Raw genomic sequence first — 18676 nt, forward strand, 5'->3', positions numbered from 1 at the left:
GGAATGAACGGTCGACGACGATGTGGGATGTGGCCGAGCGTCTGGGAGTGACCCGCTAGCCGCCTATGAGCAATCCTCAACTGCGCGTTGGGATCACGCTCGACTCATAGACTTGCGATCCACTCCAGCCGAAACAGTCCGTCCTGCGGTAACCAACCCGCGTATATGAGAGTTGACGACGCGTCGAACACTACGACACGCTCACCTCCCACTCGCATCGATCACCATCCCGGCAACAGGAAGCGGTGGCACACACGACGGTGCGTGCCACCGCTTCACCATGCCGTCGTTGACAGGCCGACCTCCATATGAGAGCGGCTGCGCCGCACGTGAGCGGAAATTCGTAGCAGGGGTCGAATTTCCGCTCACGTGGGTCAGCTCGTTTTCATCCGCTGCGACGATTGACGGGCGATTGTCAGCAACTTGATCGCACATCCTCAGGATCGGGGGCGACAGTGATCGACTGTGACCGTCCTCGAACGCGACATCGCTCGCCCGCGCTGGGCAATGCCCACTCTCGCCGCCCTTCTCGTTGCGACCGCAGGGGCCTACGCCCTCGATCTGAACCGCGAGCACTGGGGTAATTCCTTCTACGCAGCCGCCGTTCAAGCCGGCTCGGTGAGCTGGAAGGCCTTCCTCTTCGGTTCGTCCGACGCCGCGAACTCCATCACGGTGGACAAGCCGCCTGCGTCGCTGTGGATCATGGAACTGTCCGTGCGGATCTTCGGCCTCAACTCGTGGTCGCTGCTGCTACCGCAGGTGCTGATGGCTGTGCTGAGCGTGGGAATCATGTACGCGATCGTCGCCCGTCGATTCGGCTACGTGGCCGGATCGATCGCGGGTGCGGTATTGGCGACGACGCCGACCTTCGCCCTGATGTTCCGCTACGACAATCCCGACGCCCTTCTCACCCTCACCTTGTTGGGGGCAGCGTGGGCGATGCTTCACGCGCTCGAGGACGGGCGATCTCGATGGTTGGTGCTCACCGGAGCTGTTGTCGGCCTGGGGTTTCTGACGAAGCAACTCCAGGCGTTCCTCGTCGTGCCGGCTCTTGCCGTGACGTACGCGGCGTTCGGTCCACCGAGGCTCGGCGTTCGACTTCTCCAGCTACTGGCGGCCGGTGCGGCGGTGCTCGTGACGGCCGGGTGGTGGGTCGCCATCGTGCAGTTGGTTCCGGCTGCCGACCGGCCGTGGGTCGGTGGGTCGAAGACCGACAGCATTCTGGACCTGACCTTCGGCTACAACGGCCTGGGCCGACTGACGGGAAACGAACACGGCGGCGTCGCGGAGTCGTTTTCGGGCAGTGCAGGCCCGGCCGGGCACGGTGCGCAGACGGGTATCACCCGCTTGTTCGCGGATGCCCAGGGTGGTCAGATCTCGTGGCTGATTCCGGCTGCGCTGGTGCTCGTGGTGGCGGGAATCATCATGCGCGGCAAAGCTCCTCGACGGGACTTCGCTCGCGCCTGGTTCGTGATGTGGGGATTGTGGCTCGTCGGGTGCTCGCTGGTGTTCAGCTTCATGTCGGGCACCTTCCACTCGTACTACACGATCGTGATCGCGCCGGCGATCGCCGCGATCGTCGGCGCTGCCCTGCGTGAACTGTGGGTGCGACGCGAGAGAGTTTGGGGGCGTGTGATTCTCGCGCTCGTTTCGGCTGTTACCACGGCAACGTCGTTCGTCCTTCTCGCCCGCACTCCCGACTTCGTGCCGTGGCTTCGCTGGGTCGTGTTGGCAGCGGGAGTGATCGTGGCCGTCGCGCTGCTGTTCCGGGGATCTCGGCAGGCATCGATGGCGTTGGGAGCAGTCGCTCTGGCTGTCGCGTTGGCGGGGCCGGTCGCGTATGTCGCCGACACTGTCGTCACCCCGCACAGTGGGGGAGGTCCATCGGCGGGCCCCTCGATTCCGTCCGAGGCGGCAGGGTCCAGAACCGGAGTGCGCGACGACAGTGCCGGGCACTCGACGCACTTCAGTGCCCAGGCACCGGACGACGAACTGACCGGGCTGCTCGAATCCGATGCACAGCACTACACCTGGGTGGCGGCGACGATCGGATCCAACGCCGCCGCGGGCCTACAGCTCGCGACCGACGACCCGGTGATGCCGGTGGGCGGGTTCACCGGAACCGACCCGTCGCCCACGCTCGACCAGTTCCGGGCCGACGTGGCAGCCGGGAAAATCCACTACTTCATCGCCGGCAACGACAAGAACCGACCGTCGGCGATCGATGATTGGGTGACAGCGACCTTCACACCCGAAACCGTCGGCGACTACACGGTGTTCGATCTGAGCGGCTGCGCCGCATGTGAGTGAAACTTCGTAGCAGGCTACGAAGTTTCACTCACATGGGAGCGCTAACGACCCTTCGTGATCGCCTCGAACACCTTCGGGTCGACGAGGGTGGACACGTCGCCGAGTTCGCGGCCCTCGGCCACGTCGCGCAGCAGGCGACGCATGATCTTGCCGGAGCGTGTCTTCGGCAGCTCGGGAACGATGGAGATCTCCCGCGGCTTGGCGATCGGCGAAATCTCTTTGGAGACCTGAGCTTTGAGTTCGGCGATCAACGCATCGCCGGTGTTCTCCTCGCCGCCGCGCAGGATGACGAATGCGACGATGCCCTGCCCGGTGGTCTCGTCGGCGGCACCGACCACTGCGGCCTCGGCGACACTGTGATGGCTGACCAGGGCCGACTCCACCTCGGAGGTGGAGATGCGGTGGCCGGAGACGTTCATGACGTCGTCGACGCGGCCGAGGACCCACAGGGCACCGTCCTCGTCGTACTTGGCGCCGTCACCGGCGAAGTACCAGCCCTCCTCGGCGTAGCGCGACCAGTACGTTTCCTTGTAGCGGTCCATGTCGCCCCAGATGCCGCGCAGCATCGACGGCCACGGCTCGTCGAGGACGAGATAACCGTTGCCGCCGTTGCCCAGTGGCTTGGCGTCGTCGTCGACGATCTTGGCGGAGATACCGGGCAGCGGGGCCATCGCGGAGCCCGGCTTGGTGGCGGTGACGCCGGGCAGCGGGGAGATCATGATCGCGCCGGTCTCGGTCTGCCACCAGGTATCGACGATCGGGGCGCTGCCGCCACCGACGACGTCGCGGAACCAGCGCCACGCCTCGGGGTTGATCGGCTCGCCGACGGAACCGAGCAGACGGATCGAGGACAGATCGTGGGCCTCGGGGATTTCCTTGCCCCACTTCATGAACGTGCGCACGAGGGTGGGAGAGGTGTAGTAGATCGAGACCTTGTACTTCTCGATGACGTTCCAATGCCGGTGCTCGTCGGGCGAATTGGGCGTTCCCTCGTAGACGACCTGCGTGGCGCGGTTGGAGAGCGGGCCGTAGACGATGTACGAGTGTCCGGTGACCCAGCCGATGTCGGCGGTGCACCAGTAGACGTCCTTGCCTGCCTTGTGGTCGAAGACGTTGTGGTGGGTGTACGAGGTCTGCGTCAGGTAGCCGCCGGAGGTGTGGATGATGCCCTTGGGCTTACCCGTCGTACCCGAGGTGTAGAGGATGAACAGCGGATGCTCGGCCGGGAAAGGCTGCGCCTCATGCTCTTTCGATGCCTTCGCGACGGTCTCGTGCCACCACAGATCGCGTCCGTCGGTCCAGGCGACGTCGGAGTCGGTGCGCTTGACGACGAGGACGTGTTCGATCGAAGCCGCCCCGTCGACGGCCTCGTCGACGGTGTCCTTGATGGGTGCGGGCTTGCCGCGTCGCCACTGGCCGTCGGTGGTGATGACGAGCTTGGCCTCGGCGTCGTCGATGCGTGAGCGCAGTGCGGTGGCCGAGAAGCCGGCGAAGACGACCGAGTGGGTCAGGCCCAGGCGTGCGCACGCGAGGATCGAGACGATCGCCTCGGGGATCATGGGCATGTAGATCGCAACGCGGTCGCCGGAGACGAGGCCGAGTTCGGTCAGGGTGTTGGCGGCCTGGCTGACGTCTGCGAGCAGATCGGAGTAGGTGACGTCGCGGCTGTCGCCTGGCTCGCCTTCCCAGTGGATGGCCACCTGGTCGCCGTGTCCGTCGAGGACGTGGCGGTCGACGCAGTTGTAGGCGACGTTGAGCTCGCCGTCGGCGAACCACTTGGCTACGGGGGCGTCGGACCAGTCGAGTACTTCGGTGAACGGGGTGTGCCAGTGGAGTCGGCGAGCCTGTTCGGCCCAGAAGCCGAGTCGGTCCTCTTCGGCGGCGGCGTAGAGCTCGGCCCCGGCGTTCGCCGTAGCCGTGAACTCGGCCGACGGCGCGTAGGAGGCAACCGCGGTCTCGTCGGTTCCGGAGGTACTGGTCGTCATCTCGAATAGCTCACTTTCGTCCGGTGCATTTCGCTCATGAAACTGCACTCCCGTGCCTGTCTCGAGCCCCTTGTGAGGGTAGTCACATGTGATGGCGATCGCACCGTTGCAATCGCCTGCAACCCCCCTGATCTGCGGTGATCGGTAGTTTCTGCACGCTGGGCGGTCATCGGGGCCGTCGGCGTGGACCCGTGGCGACGAGGATGTCCGAACTGTGAGAAATCGACTTGCCGAAACGTTTCGATCATGTTTCCGGCTTACTCACGGGTCAGCAAAAGTTGGGGGAGTTCACATGTTCGTTTCAGGATGTGTCTAAAGTCCATCCCATCAGATCGTTGGAACGGCCCACCTGCCGTGCCATGCGGTCGCCCACGAATCCCCGGGCGTCGCGCCCGAGGAACTGAGCACGGATGACCCCGTGTTCACATCTGGATGGAGGATTTTCTTGCGTATCAAACGTGCCGCGGTCGTCACCACGGCTGTGCTGATGAGTGCGAGCCTGCTCGCCGCCTGTGGCGGTGGAGGCTCGAGTTCCGGTGGCAGTGCCGACGGGATCTACAGCATCTACATCGGTGAGCCGGAGAATCCGCTGGTTCCCGGTAACACCACCGAGAGCGAAGGCAGCCAGGTCCTCGAGGCCCTCTTCACTCCGCTGGTCACGTTCAACGACGAGGACAACAGCGTCGAGTACAACGGCGTTGCCGAGTCCGTCGAATCCGAGGACAACACCACCTGGACCATCAAGCTCAAGGACGGCTGGACGTTCCACGACGGCACCCCCGTCACGGCCGAGTCCTACACCAAGGCATGGAGCTACAACGCGTTGAGCACCAACGCATTCGGTGCCTCGTACTTCTTCGAGAACATCGAAGGCTACGCGGATCTGCAGGGTAGCGACACCGCCGAGCCCGTCGCAACCGAACTGAGCGGTCTGAACGTCGTCGACGAGACGACCTTCACCGTCAAGCTCACCGGACCGTTCGCCATCTTCCCGCTCACGCTGGGATACACGGCATTCGACCCGCTGCCCGAGGCGTTCTACGCCGACCCCGATGCATACGGTGCCCGCCCGATCGGTAACGGCCCGTTCAAGGCCGACTCGGACTTCGTTCCGGGACAGGGCTTCACCGTCACCAAGTACGACGACTACAAGGGCGACAACCCGGCTCAGTCCGCAGGCGTCAACTTCAAGGTCTACACCGAGCTGAACACCGGCTACAACGATGTTCAGGGCGGCGGACTCGACGTCATGCTCGATCTGCCCGAGGATGCGTGGGCCACGGCTCGTGACCAGTTCGGTGACCGCTACGGCGAGCGTGCGCGTCCCGACATCACGTCCCTCGGTTTCCCCACCTACGACCCGCGCTTCCAGGATCCGAGGGTGCGCAAGGCATTCTCGATGGCCATCGATCGTCAGGCCATCGCCACCGCGATCTTCACCGATACCCGTACCCCGGCAGGATCTTTCGCCTCGCCCGTCGTCGACGGATACCGCGAGGACGCCTGCGGTGCGAACTGTGAGCTCAACCCGGACGAGGCCAACCGTCTGCTCGACGAGGCCGGGTTCGACCGCAGCCAGCCGGTGGACCTGTGGTTCAACGCCGGTGCGGGCCACGATTCGTGGATGACCGCCGTGGGCAACCAGTTGCGTGACAACCTGGGCGTGAACTACGCACTGCGCGGCGACCTCCAGTTCGCGCAGTACCTGCCGCTGCAGGACGCCAAGGGAATGACCGGCCCGTTCCGCTCGGGTTGGATCATGGACTACCCGTCGATCTACAACTTCCTCTCCCCGTTGTACTCGGCAGCCGCAACCCCGCCGGCAGGTAGCAACTACGTCTTCTTCAACGACCCGGCATTCGACGCCGCGTTGGCCGAAGGCAACAACGCTGCAGATATCGACGCGGCAACGGCGGACTACCAGAAGGCAGAAGACATCCTGATCGACCAGATGCCCGCTACCCCGCTGTTCTACGGCCTGAACCAGGCTGTGTGGTCCGATCGCGTCTCCGACGTCAAGATCGACAACCGTGGCAACATCGTTCTCGAGGACGTCGTAGTCAGCTGACGACGCACCCAGGTGGGTGGCAGCCGAGCATGATCGGTTGCCACCCACCGGGTTTCGTTCATCCGTGGGTCGCATCTGCCCCACACCGACCTGCGCCGGCAAGACCCGAGGCGCAGGTTCGTCCCTTGTTCAAGGAGAAGACACACAGTGGGTCGCTACATCACTCGCCGATTACTGCTGACGATTCCCGTCCTGATCGGCTCCTCGTTCTTGATCTTCGCGATGGTCTACGCGCTACCGGGTGATCCCATCCGCGCCCTCGCTGGAGATCGTCCCCTCGCCCCCGGCGTCGTCGCCCAGCTGCGAGACGAGTTCAACCTCGACGACAACCTCTTCGTGCAGTACTTCAAGTACATCGGCGGCTTCTTCCAGGGCGACTTCGGTACCGATTTCTCCGGACGCCCCGTCCTCGACACCATCGAGCGGGCACTTCCGGTCACGGTCCGATTGACCATCGTGGCCGTCGTCATCGAGACCATCATGGGTATCGCCGCAGGCGTGCTCGCCGCCCTCAAGCGCGGATCGTTCTTCGACAACCTGGTGCTCATCTCGACGACACTGCTGGTGTCGGTGCCCGTGTTCGTTCTCGGCTTCATCGCCCAGTTCACTCTCGGTCTCAAGTTGGGGCTCTTCCCGATCTCGGGCATCAACGACGGCTGGTCGAGTTACCTGCTCCCCGGCCTCGTGCTCGCATCGCTGTCGATGGCCTATGTTGCTCGTCTGACGCGCACCTCGGTAGCCGAATCGATGGCCGCGGACTACATCCGCACCGCGAAGTCGAAGGGAATCAGCAACCGGCGCATCATCTTTCGGCACGCACTGCGCAACTCGCTGATTCCCGTCGTCACCTTCATCGGTGCCGACGTCGGTGGCCTGCTGGGCGGTGCCATCGTGACCGAGACGGTGTTCAACCTGCCAGGTCTCGGCCGCGCGATCTACGACGGTCTCGCCCGTCAGGAAGGTGCCGTCGTCGTCGGCATCGTCACGCTCTTCGTGTTCTTCTACATCTTCTTCAACCTCGTGGTGGACGTTCTCTACGCGGTTCTCGATCCAAGGATTCGCTATGAATAAAGAAGATTCGAGCGCAGCTCAGCACGCCGCAGACGAGGGCCAGCCCGGCAACGTCATCACCGGCGAAGCCGTCGAGTTGGTCGGTCAGGCCAGCCTCTGGGGCAACGCGTGGAAGTTCCTGCGGAAGAGCCCGTTCTTCATCATCGGCACTTTCCTGCTGTTGGTGCTGTTGGTGATGGCGGTGTTCCCGCAGCTGTTCGCCCGCGGCATCGATCCGCGCGTGTGCTCGCTGTCCGATTCCCGTCAGAGTCCCAGCGCTGCACACTGGTTCGGCACCGACGTCCAGGGCTGCGACTACTACGCCAACGTCATCTACGGTGCGCGGATCTCGCTGTCGATCGGTGTGCTCTCGGTCATCGGTGTGCTCATCATCGGCGTCCTGATCGGTGCTCTGGCCGGGTACTTCGGCGGAATCACCGACAGCATCCTGGCGCGCTTCACCGACGTGTTCTTCGGAATCCCGCTGCTGCTCGGTGCCCTGATCCTGCTCACCGTCACGGCCCAGCGCACCATCTTCACCGTCTCGCTCGCCCTGGTGGCCTTCGGCTGGATGACGGCGATGCGACTGGTTCGATCATCGGTGATCTCGATCAAGAACAGTGAATACGTCCAGGCTGCACAGGCATTGGGGGCGTCGACCTACCGCATATTGGTGCGACACATCCTGCCCAACGCTCTGGCTCCGGTGATCATCTACGCCACCATCTCGGTGGGTACGTTCATCGCGGCCGAGGCGACGCTGACCTTCCTCGGAATCGGATTGCAAGCTCCCGAGATCTCCTGGGGCCTGCAGATCAACCTCGGTCAGAACGTGTTCCTGACGGCACCGCACCTGGTGCTGTTCCCGGCCGCGTTCCTCTCCGTCACGGTGCTGGCGTTCATCATGCTCGGCGACGCACTCCGTGACGCACTCGATCCGAAACGGAACTGACATGAGTACTGCGAAGGACACCGTTCTGAGTGTCACCGATCTGACGGTCGAGTTCGAGGTCGACAAGGTCTGGCGCAAGGCGGTCGACACCGTCTCGTTCACCGTCGCCTCCGGCGAGGTGCTGGCCATCGTCGGTGAATCCGGATCCGGCAAGTCGACCACCGCCATGGCCGTCCCGGGCCTGCTGGCCGATAATTCGCGGGTGTCGGGCAGCATCAAGCTGGGCGAGAAAGAACTGGTCGGGCTACCCGAGAAGCAGCTCGCACCCATCCGCGGCAAGAACGTCGCGGTGATCTTCCAGGAACCGATGACGGCGCTCAATCCGGTGTACTCGATCGGCTGGCAGATCACCGAGGCCATCCGCGCGCACACCTCGCTGTCGAAGAAGGAAGCCAAGGCGCGGGCCGTCGAACTCCTGAAGCTCGTCGAGATGCCGGATCCGGAGACGCGGGTCGACTTCTACCCGCACCAGCTCTCCGGTGGTCAGCGTCAGCGCGCCATGATCGCCCAGGCGCTGTCCTCGGATCCGTCCCTGCTGATCGCGGACGAGCCGACCACGGCTCTGGACGTGACGGTGCAGGCCGAGATCCTCGACCTGATGCGAGACCTGCGTAACCGAATCGATGCGTCGATCGTGCTCATCACCCACGACATGGGCGTGGTGGCCGACATGGCCGATCGCATCGCGGTGATGAAGGACGGCGTCATCGTCGAAACCGATGCTGCGCAAACTATTTTCAAGAACGCGTCGCATCCGTACACGCAACAGTTGCTCGCCTCGGTTCCGCACCTGGGCAGCAGCATCGAGGCCGTGACCGCCGGGAGGATCGCCGAGCCGAGTGCCGTCGAGGAGACCCGGGCACTGAGCATCGTCGACGGTGTCATCGAGTATCCGGGCCGCACCGTGTTCCGGGCCGTCGACGGGGTCAGCCTCGACATCGAGATGGGTGAGGTCGTCGGTCTCGTCGGTGAATCCGGCTCGGGTAAGTCCACGATCGGCAAGGCCGTGGTGGGGCTGAACAAGCTCACCGGCGGGTCGTTGTCGATCGCAGGGGTCGACATCACCAACCTGTCCAATCGTGAACTGCGGTCGGTGCGCAGCAAGGTCGGCATCGTGTTCCAGGATCCGGGTTCGTCGCTGAACCCACGCTGGCCGATCGGACAGTCGATTGCCGAGCCGATGCTGTTGCACACCGAGCACAGTGCTGCAGAGCGGAACCGCAAGGTCGAGGAACTGCTCGACCGGGTCCACCTGTCGCGGACCATGCGCAATCGCTACCCGCACCAGCTGTCCGGCGGTCAACGTCAGCGAGTCGGTATCGCGCGGGCACTCGCCCTGGAGCCGACGCTGCTGGTGGCCGACGAACCGACGTCTGCGCTCGACGTGTCGGTGCAGGCCAAGGTACTCGAGCTGTTCAAGGAACTCCAGCACGAGTACGGGTTCGCGTGCCTGTTCATCAGTCACGACCTCGCTGTCGTGGAGGTGCTGGCCAAGCGCATCGCGGTGTTGAACAAGGGCAAGCTGGCCGAGTTCGGTACGACGGATCAGATTCTGCGTCGTCCGACCAACGAGTACACCAAGCGGTTGCTCGCGGCCGTTCCGGTGCCGGACCCGGCCGAACAGGCCAAGCGTCGTCAGGCGCGCGCCGAGCTGTTGGCGGCAGGAGCGAAGTAGGCGACAACGCCGAGTGGGGGAGGGGGTACCGTCGTCTGTCGTGACGGACCCCCTCGCCCCACTGCTGGAACTACCTGGAGTTCTCGACTCCGCCGAACGTGCGCGCGACGCTCTGGGCGCGGTGCATCGGCACAAGGCCAATCGTCGGGGATGGCCGGCCACCGCCGCCGAGGCCGCGGTCCGTGCGGCTCGCTCGTCGTCGACGCTCGAGGGCGGTTCGATGGATTTCCCCCGCGAGGGCGAAGAAGGCGACCCCATTCTGGCGGGTGCGCTGCGAGTCGCGGCCGCCCTCGACGGTGATGCGCTGCAGAACACGGTCTCGACGTGGAAGCGCGCACCGCTGCAGACCCTCGCACGACTGCACCTGTTGGCCGCAGCCGACCTCGTCGACGACGCCTCCGAGCTCGGCCGTCCCCGCAGCGATGCAGGTGTCGGCGAGCGACTCGACCTCCTCGCACAGCTGGTGACCGGTGGAACGTCGGCACCGGCCCCGGTGATCGCGGCGGTGGTCCACGGTGAACTGTTGACGCTCAAAGCTTTCGGATCGGCCGACGGCATCGTTGCGCGGGCTGCATCGCGACTGGTGGCAGCGTCGTCGGGATTCGACCCCCACAACCTGGGAGTGCCGGAGGTGAGCTGGATGCGTCGGGCGAATGCCTACCGAGACGGCGCGACGGGGTTCGCGGAGGGTACGGCAACCGGCGTCGGTAGTTGGGTGATCCTGTGCTGCGGGGCATTCGAAGCCGGTGCGGCAGAAGCGACTTCGATTGCCGAAGCCGCTCAGTAGGAGTTGTGCACACGTAAAAGGGCGGCGAGCGGAGCCTGCAGTAGTGAGCATATAAAAGGGCCGCGAGCGGAGCCTGCAGTAGTGAGCATATAAAAGGGCGGCGATGCCGACTTGCGTCGACGTCGCCGCCCGTTAGCACGGAGCGCCTGGTTACCAAGCGTGCACAGGTGGGCTGTGATGGACTACCACGTGGCCTCGGCGAGAATTCGACGGTGATGAGGTCATCCCTGCAACCGGTGCAGGGTTCTTGCTGATCACTGACGAATGTCGCAGGCCCACAGCGCTTCTGCCATTAGGTGGCAAGCTCCGCGTGGGTGCCGGTGTCCGTGCTGGGAATCCCGGTCGGGAGAGCGAATCTTCTCTTCCGATTCGTTCTTGGCCTTCCGTTCTTCCGTACGTCATTTGTACCCCGTGACGCTCCTCACATCAAGGGGTTGGACGTCATCTTTTTCTTCGGAGCAGTCCGTAGGTGATCGCGCCGGCCGCGAGAGCGCTGAAACCTGCTGCGGCGCTTGCTGCTACGGTCTTGCCCGACGGGGTCTGGATTCGTGATCGCAGCGAGACCGGGTTGGAGAAGGTGAGAATCGGCCATCCGCGGGAGGCTGCTTCCTTGCGCAGTGCACGATCGGGGTTGACGGCCGTGGGATGCCCGACTGCGCGCAGCATCGGCACGTCGGTGATCGAATCCGAGTACGCGTAGCTCGACGCCAAGTCGTAATCATGTTGCGCGGCCAGGGAGTTCATGGCGTCGACCTTGCCCTCGCCGTAGCAGTAGAAGTCGACCTCGCCGATGTACTTGCCCTCCACGGTCACCATCGTCGTCGCCATGCTGTGATCGGCCCCCAGCAGCTCGGCGATGGGGCGCACGATCTCGTCACCGGACGCCGAGACGACCACGACGTCGTGTCCACGGAGCTTGTGGTCGGCGATGAGATCGGCGGCTTCGGCGAACACGAGGGGGTCGACGATGTTGTGCAGCGTTTCGGCGACGATTGCTCGCACCTGTTCGACGTCCCAGCCTGCGGTCATGCTCGCGATGTGCGCGCGCATGCGCTCCATCTGGTCGTGATCGGCTCCGGACAGCAGGAACAGAAATTGCGCGTAGCTGCTCTTGAGAACGGCGCGCCGGTTGATGAGTCCTTGGTCGAAGAACGGCTTGCTGAATGCCAAAGTGCTGGACTTGGCGATGATCGTCTTGTCGAGGTCGAAGAATGCCGCGACGCGCGCTGTGCGTCGGCCGGCCGGGACGTCGTCGTTGCTCGCGCTCTGGGTCACGTTTGTCACCATAGTGGCCGGTGGTGACCGTTGGATGTTGCGCGGTGCCACTGGCGGACTCGGTTCGACGCGGTCGAGAAAAGCCGACGGTTGAACTTGCAAACAAGGACGTCCACGGGTGTAGTATTTTCTACGAGCCCGGTTCATTCCGGGCGGTGTTCAGCCCGACCCCCCGGGGCTGAACCAGACGACCCTCGCCTCCTCCCCCCCTGGCGAGGGTCGTCCTCTTTTCCGGGGTAGGGCGAAAACTGGTACAGCAGTACCGGTATTCATCCACAGGCCCGAATCTATCCACATTTCCCCAAGTCGCGCGCATCTCGAGCAGATTCTCACGCACGCTTGGCGCATGGAAACGGACTCGCGGCAGCGGACCACGCACCCGGCAGTGACGATGTCGATCGAACTTCGCGGACTGCGCGAGGATGTCTACCGAATCGCCGCGGCCGCGGATTGTGTTGTGGAAGAGCAGAACTTACTGGTCGGTATCGGCTCGACACGTTCGATGTGGGACCGTTGCGGAATTATTTTGGTCGACTTCGCGTCCGCAGAGACGGCACTGTCGACGGGATTTCCGAGACGAGCGGGCGTCATTCTGGTCACGTCCGCACCGCCGACGCTCGACGATTGGCGAATCGCCACATCGCTCGGTGCCGAGCATGTGATCGCCCTGCCGTGGGACGAGGACGCACTCGTGCGGATACTCGGCGAACCCGCGTCGGCACCATCCGGAGACGGCGGCGTGATCGCTGTGGTCGGCGCTCGCGGTGGCGCGGGCGCATCCACTTTCGCGGCCGCACTCGGACTGTGCAGCAGCCGTTCGGGTCGACGTGCCCTCGTGGTCGAGGGCGACCGGTACGGCAGCGGCCTGGACCTGCTGCTCGGTTGGGAGAAGGCTCCAGGTCTGCGGTGGTCCGGCTTGGTCGTCGAGGGCGGCCGAGTCTCCGCCGACGCTCTGCACGGGGCCCTGCCCTCCCGCTCCGGATTGTCGGTGCTGGCACTGGGCCGAGCCGACGGCCGAGGTATCGGACTCTCTGCCGTCGCAGTGGCGGCTGTACTCGATGCAGGACGCGCAGCGGGCGATCTCGTGGTGTGCGACGCCCCGCGTCATCCCAGCGACGTCTCCGACGCTCTGTATGCCGCGGCGGACCTCGTCACGCTGGTACTTCCGGCCGAGCTGCGCGCCGTGACGTCGGCCGAGGCGGTGGCCGCGCACGTGGTGGATCGAAATGCCAATGTCGGACTGGTCGTTCGCGGGCCGGCTCCGGGTGGGCTGAGGGCCGACGACATCGCCGTCGCCCTCGGGCTTCCGCTGTTGACGTCGATGCGTGCCGAGCCTGCACTGGCCGAGCGCCTCGAACGAGGAGGTCTGGTGCTGGGCCGTCGTTCGCCGCTGGCCGCAGCAGCCGACACCGTGCTCGATACGTTCGCGCACAAGCCCGGTGGGCAGCGGAGGGCGGCATGAGCGCCGTCGTCACCGCGGATCTGCTCGACCGCGTCCGCGATCGTTTGGCTGCATCGGCCGACGCTCCGGTTCCCGCCACCGTCGCCGCAGCCATTCGAGCGGAAGCAGGCGGGGTCATCGGCGACACCGATATGCTTGCGGCCCTGAGGGTTCTGCAAACCGAGCTGACCGGCGCGGGGCCGTTGGAGCCGCTGCTGTCCGAACCGGGAGTGACCGACGTTCTGGTCACCGCACCGGATCAGGTGTGGATCGATCGTGGGCGCGGACTCGAGCGCACCGGAGTTCGTTTCGTCGACGAGGCTGCCGTTCGCCGGCTCGCGCAACGGCTCGCCCTCTCGGCCGGCCGTCGTCTCGACGACGCGCAGCCCTGGGTCGACGGTCGACTGCCCGGCGTCGGGCAGGGAGCGTTCGGCGTCCGCCTGCACGCTGTGCTGGCACCGGTGGCGAGCGGAGGAACGTGCGTGTCGCTCCGGGTGCTGCGACCCGCGACGCAGGGACTCTCCGCTCTCCGTGCATCGGGAGCCGTGACCGAGGACGGGTACGAGTTACTGCGTCGAATCGTGTTCGGTCGCTTGGCTTTCTTGGTCGTCGGCGGTACCGGGGCAGGGAAGACGACCCTTCTTGCTGCGCTGCTGGGCGAAGTGAATCCGTCCGAACGGATCGTCTGTGTCGAGGACGCGGCCGAGCTGGCACCGGCCCATCCGCACGTTGTTCGTCTCGTGGCCCGCGCACCCAACGTCGAAGGCGTCGGCGAGGTGTCGGTGCGGCAGCTGGTGCGTCAGGCCTTGCGAATGCGACCCGATCGTCTCGTGGTCGGTGAGGTGCGCGGGGCCGAGGTGATCGACCTGATGACGGCGCTCAACACAGGTCACGACGGCGGAGCCGGAACCATCCACGCGAACTCCCCGGCGGAGGTGCCCGCCCGGCTCGAAGCCCTTGCCGCACTGGGCGGAATGGGTCGAGACGCGCTGCACAGCCAACTCGCCGCGGCGGTCCAGGTGGTGTTGCACGTCCACCGCAGCGCCGACGGTACCCGACGACTGCGTGAGATCGGAGTGGTCGACGTCGATCCCACCGGGCGTGTGCACATCGCTCCGGCCTGGTCGGCGGCTGCCGACGCGACGCCGGGTCGAGGTCGACTCCTCGAACTGCTCGATCGCCGCTGCGGTGACAACCGATGACGGCCGCGCTCGTGGTCCTCGCTGCAGCAGTCATACTGTGGCCGAGCAGCTTTCGTCGGCTGCCCCGGGAGGCACGAACGGCGTCGAGCGCGCCGCGATGGCTGATGCCGACCGGCTGCGCTCTCGTCGTGGCAGGGACGGTGTGGTGGTTCGGCGGGTTCTGGGCCGTGAGCGCGGCGGCGGTGGCGGGTGGCACCGGATGGCGGCGTTTCCGTCGGAGACTCGAACGCGATCGGCGGGCCGAGGAATTGAACTGGCTCGCAACCGGAGTCGAGGTGGTCATCGGCGAGCTCCGCGTCGGATCCCATCCCGCCACGGCCAGCGCGGTTGCGGCCGACGAGTGCGGCGGCATCGCGTCGACGGCACTGCGCGGCGCGGCGTCGCGGGCCCGGCTGGGCGGTAGGGCTGCCGACGGTATCGCTGCGTCCGATTCGTTGCTGGACGCGGAGCTGGCCCGATTGGCCGCAGCGTGGCGGGTGGCGGATGAGTACGGACTCGCGCTCGCCGAACTGCTCGACGCCACCCGTGAGGACATGCTGGGGCGTAGACGGTTTCGCGAACGAACGGACGCAGCGCTCGCCGGAGCCCGCGCCACCGCGCTGGTCCTGGCCGGTCTACCGATCCTCGGAGTCGCGCTCGGTCAGCTGATGGGAGCCAATCCACTGCAGATCCTGCTCGGCGGCGGGCTCGGCGGAATGCTGCTGCTCATCGGCACGGCCCTGGGCTGCGCGGGACTGCTGTGGACCGACGCGATCACCGGCAAGGTGACGACCTGATGTGGGCAACGCTGCTCTGTCTGGCATCGGCACTTATCACGCTGCCCACGGTCGCGAGCGGATTGCACAGGCTGGCACCCGACGGTCGTGCGAATGCCGACGCCGACGATGCGCCGGCCCCCGACCCGCTCGCGGTGGCCACGACCTTCGATCTGCTCGCAGCGTGCCTACGTTCGGGCCTTCCCGTGGCGACTGCCGCTGCGGCAGCGGCACATTCCGCTCCGATCTCGTTCGGTGTCGCGTTGCGCAAGGCCGCCGATCTGCTCGAACTCGGAGCCGACGCCACCACAGCGTGGGACGCCGTCGCGCAGGATCCGGAGACCGAGGCTCTGGCGAGGATGGCACGGCGATCTGCCCGAGCCGGGTCGTCCATGGCGTCGGCGATGACGGAACTCGCTGCGACCCAACGAACCCGGGCCGAAGACGCATCGGCTGCTGCCGCCGAGCGCGCCGGTGTGCTGATCAGCGGGCCACTGGGGCTGTGCTTTCTGCCTGCCTTCATCTGCCTCGGCATCATCCCCGTGGTGATCGGACTGGCGGGCAACGTACTGGGCGGCGGTCTGCTGTGACCGCCGCGCACTCGAGTGTCCGATGCGGAGATGCTGCATCGGAGAACAGGGAGGGGAATCGAGATGATCGAGAATGCACTGCAGGAGTTGAAGACTCGAATCATGCTGTTCGGCGTGGAGGACGACGGCATGTCGACCGCGGAGTACGCCATCGGCACGATCGCAGCCGCGGCGTTCGGGGCGGTGTTGTACACGGTGGTGACCGGCAACAGCATCGTGACGGCGTTGACGGGGATCATCGATCGAGCGTTGAACACTGCCGTCTGATTTTCGGCGATGACGACGGGGCCGTGACGGTGGAGGCGGCGTTCGCGATCGCGTCCATCGTCGCGGTGATCGTGGTGTGTATCGGGGCGATCGTGTCGGTGACGATGCACATCGGGTGCGTCGATGCCGCCAGAGAAGCTGCTCGGTTGGCGGCCAGAGGTGATGGTGCGCAGGCTGTCTCGGTGGGGCAACGGGTCGGGCCCGACGGCGCTCGGGTGACGGTGACCGAGGACGGTGAGTTCTTCGTCGCGCGGGTGGAGGTGGAGAGTCCGCTGCCGGGGTTGACATTGTCGGCTGAGGCGGTTGCTGCTGCGGAACCGGTTGCAGCGGAATGAGGCCCGCTTTCCGGAGGGCGCTACAAGACGACGAGGGCGGGGCGACGGTGTTGGCGGCGCTGGCGATGTCGGCGTTGATCGCCGTCGTTGTGATGGTGATCCATGTCGGCTCGGCGGTGGGTGCTCGCCATCAGGCCCAGTCGGCGGCCGATCTCGCGGCGCTGGCGGGTGCGGGGGCTCTCGATCGTGGGGTGGCCGATGCGTGCGAGACGGCGCGGGAGTTGGCGGTGCGCATGGGTACCCAGTTGCGGGAGTGCACGATCGACGAGTGGGACGTGATCGTCACGGTGGGCCAACCGGTGTTCCTCGGTCGCTTCGGAATGTCCGACGCCATCGCCTCGGCGCGGGCGGGTCCGGGGTGAGGGCGGGCTCGTTTGTCACTTGCCGCTAAATCGTCCCGATCGTCCGAGCCGAACGGAACTTGACGATGCCTATATTCCAGCGGGTGCAAGCCGAACTTGGCAACCGTGAGAACCGCAAAGAGCCGACGAAGCGGTCTCAGTCGCTGCTACTCCAGGTCATCAAGTGCGGAGTGCGTGGAAGACCCATGTCCCGACTTAAAAGAGGCACCGGCGCGCTGTGCGTTACCGGTGCGTCGGCTCGATACTAGTCGACGTGCGGGAACCGGACGATGCGGGAGGACTTCACTGACAAAGTCGTGGAGTCGGTCTTGCTGACGATGCTCGGTGCGTCCGAGCGGAAAGAACGAGTCTGGGACTCGGGATCGGATCACTCGGCAGAGCTGGCCGAGCTGGACTCGACCCTGACCGACCTCGTCGAGCAGCTCGGTACCGGGCCATTCAAGGCCGGCACTCCGCAGAGGATCAAGCTGGACCAGCGCATAGCCGAGCTTGCTGCTCGGCAGGAGGAGTTGTCGAAGGCCGAGACGAAGGCGGCAGGCTGGACGTGGCAAGCGACCGGTGAGCTGTTCTCTCAGTGGTGGGAGCGTCAGACCACAGAGCAGCGCAACATCTGGCTTCGGACATGGGTGTCGAGCTGACGTGGACCTTCGAGGATGACGCGAAGGAGCCGAACGTGAAGCTGAACCTCGGGGATCTCGAGACGCTGACCGAGCAGCTGAACCCGCAGGGAGCAGTTTTGGGATGGCAGAGTGCAATCAGCGGTATTTCCCGCATGGATTAACTCGGCTGAGGCTTTGCCTGCGAGGGGTCGGGAGTCGGCGACACCGTTGAAGGTGGCGGAGAATTAGGATCTGGCGCAACCGTCTCCGCAGGAGATGTCTTTGGCGGCTGTGGCATGGCCTTCGTTGGAGGAGCGACTGATTCGGTACTCATCTCGGCTATGAACGCATCAACAGCCGTGGCGATTGCGCCCACCATGGCTGTACCAACCCCTGCGGCTTGGTCCGTCCCGACTGCGCGCTTGGTCTTATCGACTGCCAAGTGAGCACGCATTGCCTTGCCGTACGAGGCGGTCATACCGTGCAGCCGAATCCGTGTCGCGGACACCAACCGTTGTTGACGGTTTGCGTTTAGCTTTGACTCGGCGTCTTTTACGTCTTCCAAGGTCCTTCTCGAACTAGCGCGTTGGTATGCCACGACGAGCAATTTCGCTTCCTCAAGCACTTCAACGGCAGCTACAAGGGCTGCCATTCGCTCGCTTCGCTCGTGCTTGTCGCGTTCCGCTTCGATCTGCCGCTCGACATTCTTCCGAGTCCGCGATTGAACGTAGAAGACACCGATCAAGGCGAGAATCGCCGCGCCGAGTGTGAGCCCACCGGCAATCAGAGTTGCATCCGCTGCGGCCACTAGGCCGGGGCTGGGCGGGGTCAAACGTTCGAGGAGTTCCGTCGGAATGACCACCTGCGGCTCGACGACGACGGTCGGCACCGGGACGACAATTTCCGGAGGCTCCTGCGACAGCCACTGCTGAATCACTTGTCCAACTTCCACTCAGATTCGATTCGTTTGATCTCGTCTGCGAGTGTCGATGCAACAGCTTGCAAGCGGGCCTGGTGTGCCGC

17 protein-coding genes are annotated in these 18676 nt (G+C 65.1%); 14 read left to right on the forward strand and 3 right to left on the reverse strand.

Annotated features, from left to right (window positions below):
* The first annotated feature begins 465 nt into the window (after positions 1 to 465).
* Positions 466 to 2310, forward strand: coding sequence for a glycosyltransferase family 39 protein (locus NY08_RS20345; RefSeq protein ID WP_235386980.1), 1845 nt, complete (start codon positions 466 to 468; stop codon positions 2308 to 2310).
* A gap of 41 nt (positions 2311 to 2351) precedes the next feature.
* On the opposite strand, the gene acs is transcribed toward NY08_RS20345, so the two are convergent.
* The gene (gene acs, locus NY08_RS20350) at positions 2352 to 4295 is read right to left on the reverse strand and encodes an acetate--CoA ligase (RefSeq protein WP_045198427.1); all 1944 of its coding nucleotides are present in this window, start codon (positions 4293 to 4295) and stop codon (positions 2352 to 2354) included.
* A 445-nt stretch (positions 4296 to 4740) separates the two neighbouring features.
* Between acs and NY08_RS20355 the strand changes: the two genes are divergently transcribed.
* From NY08_RS20355 to NY08_RS20375, 5 genes are all read left to right on the forward strand, one after another.
* The gene (locus tag NY08_RS20355; RefSeq protein WP_045198429.1) at positions 4741 to 6363 is read left to right on the forward strand and encodes a peptide ABC transporter substrate-binding protein; all 1623 of its coding nucleotides are present in this window, start codon (positions 4741 to 4743) and stop codon (positions 6361 to 6363) included.
* Positions 6364 to 6510: 147 nt separating this feature from the next.
* Positions 6511 to 7434 carry an ABC transporter permease gene (locus NY08_RS20360; RefSeq protein WP_045198431.1) on the forward strand — a complete coding sequence of 308 codons (924 nt, stop codon included), beginning with the start codon at positions 6511 to 6513 and terminating at the stop codon, positions 7432 to 7434.
* Complete coding sequence (locus NY08_RS20365; protein ID WP_144407404.1) at positions 7427 to 8365, forward strand: ABC transporter permease; 939 nt, start codon at positions 7427 to 7429, stop codon at positions 8363 to 8365. Before NY08_RS20360 ends, NY08_RS20365 begins: the two co-directional genes overlap by 8 nt.
* 1 nt (position 8366) lies before the next feature.
* The gene (locus NY08_RS20370) at positions 8367 to 10040 is read left to right on the forward strand and encodes an ABC transporter ATP-binding protein (protein WP_045198433.1); all 1674 of its coding nucleotides are present in this window, start codon (positions 8367 to 8369) and stop codon (positions 10038 to 10040) included.
* A 40-nt stretch (positions 10041 to 10080) separates the two neighbouring features.
* The gene (locus NY08_RS20375; RefSeq protein WP_032395248.1) at positions 10081 to 10827 is read left to right on the forward strand and encodes a hypothetical protein; all 747 of its coding nucleotides are present in this window, start codon (positions 10081 to 10083) and stop codon (positions 10825 to 10827) included.
* 441 nt (positions 10828 to 11268) lie between these two features.
* On the opposite strand, the gene NY08_RS20380 is transcribed toward NY08_RS20375, so the two are convergent.
* Entirely contained in the window at positions 11269 to 12114 is an 846-nt protein-coding gene (locus NY08_RS20380) for an HAD family hydrolase (protein WP_230596757.1), read from the reverse strand.
* Between the two features lie 334 nt (positions 12115 to 12448).
* Here NY08_RS20380 and ssd point away from each other — a divergent pair, with 334 nt between their 5' ends.
* The 8 genes from ssd to NY08_RS25305 all read left to right on the forward strand — a co-directional run bounded on the left by ssd (position 12449) and on the right by NY08_RS25305 (position 17692).
* Positions 12449 to 13564, forward strand: coding sequence for a septum site-determining protein Ssd (gene ssd / locus NY08_RS20385; protein ID WP_082073899.1), 1116 nt, complete (start codon positions 12449 to 12451; stop codon positions 13562 to 13564).
* Positions 13561 to 14745 carry a TadA family conjugal transfer-associated ATPase gene (locus tag NY08_RS20390; protein WP_045198437.1) on the forward strand — a complete coding sequence of 395 codons (1185 nt, stop codon included), beginning with the start codon at positions 13561 to 13563 and terminating at the stop codon, positions 14743 to 14745. Before ssd ends, NY08_RS20390 begins: the two co-directional genes overlap by 4 nt.
* On the forward strand, positions 14742 to 15521 hold the full coding sequence (locus tag NY08_RS20395) for a type II secretion system F family protein (protein ID WP_045198438.1): 780 nt from the start codon (positions 14742 to 14744) through the stop codon (positions 15519 to 15521). Before NY08_RS20390 ends, NY08_RS20395 begins: the two co-directional genes overlap by 4 nt.
* Entirely contained in the window at positions 15518 to 16090 is a 573-nt protein-coding gene (locus NY08_RS20400; RefSeq protein WP_082074064.1) for a type II secretion system F family protein, read from the forward strand. Before NY08_RS20395 ends, NY08_RS20400 begins: the two co-directional genes overlap by 4 nt.
* Before the next feature lie 63 nt (positions 16091 to 16153).
* Positions 16154 to 16357: a DUF4244 domain-containing protein gene (locus tag NY08_RS20405; RefSeq protein ID WP_032395244.1), complete on the forward strand. Its 204-nt coding sequence runs from the start codon at positions 16154 to 16156 to the stop codon at positions 16355 to 16357.
* Between the two features lie 23 nt (positions 16358 to 16380).
* Complete coding sequence (locus NY08_RS20410; RefSeq protein ID WP_045198440.1) at positions 16381 to 16692, forward strand: TadE family type IV pilus minor pilin; 312 nt, start codon at positions 16381 to 16383, stop codon at positions 16690 to 16692.
* A complete protein-coding gene (locus tag NY08_RS20415; protein ID WP_045198441.1) occupies positions 16689 to 17054 on the forward strand; it encodes an Rv3654c family TadE-like protein in 366 nt (121 codons plus the stop codon). The genes NY08_RS20410 and NY08_RS20415 overlap by 4 nt, the downstream gene beginning before the upstream one ends.
* Positions 17055 to 17350: 296 nt before the next feature.
* Positions 17351 to 17692, forward strand: a complete 342-nt coding sequence (locus tag NY08_RS25305; RefSeq protein WP_144407405.1) for a hypothetical protein — start codon at positions 17351 to 17353, stop codon at positions 17690 to 17692.
* A gap of 139 nt (positions 17693 to 17831) precedes the next feature.
* On the opposite strand, the gene NY08_RS20425 is transcribed toward NY08_RS25305, so the two are convergent.
* The gene (locus NY08_RS20425) at positions 17832 to 18590 is read right to left on the reverse strand and encodes a hypothetical protein (RefSeq protein ID WP_045198443.1); all 759 of its coding nucleotides are present in this window, start codon (positions 18588 to 18590) and stop codon (positions 17832 to 17834) included.
* Positions 18591 to 18676 lie beyond the last annotated feature (86 nt).

Source organism: Rhodococcus sp. B7740 (assembly GCF_000954115.1).
Taxonomy (GTDB): domain Bacteria; phylum Actinomycetota; class Actinomycetes; order Mycobacteriales; family Mycobacteriaceae; genus Rhodococcoides.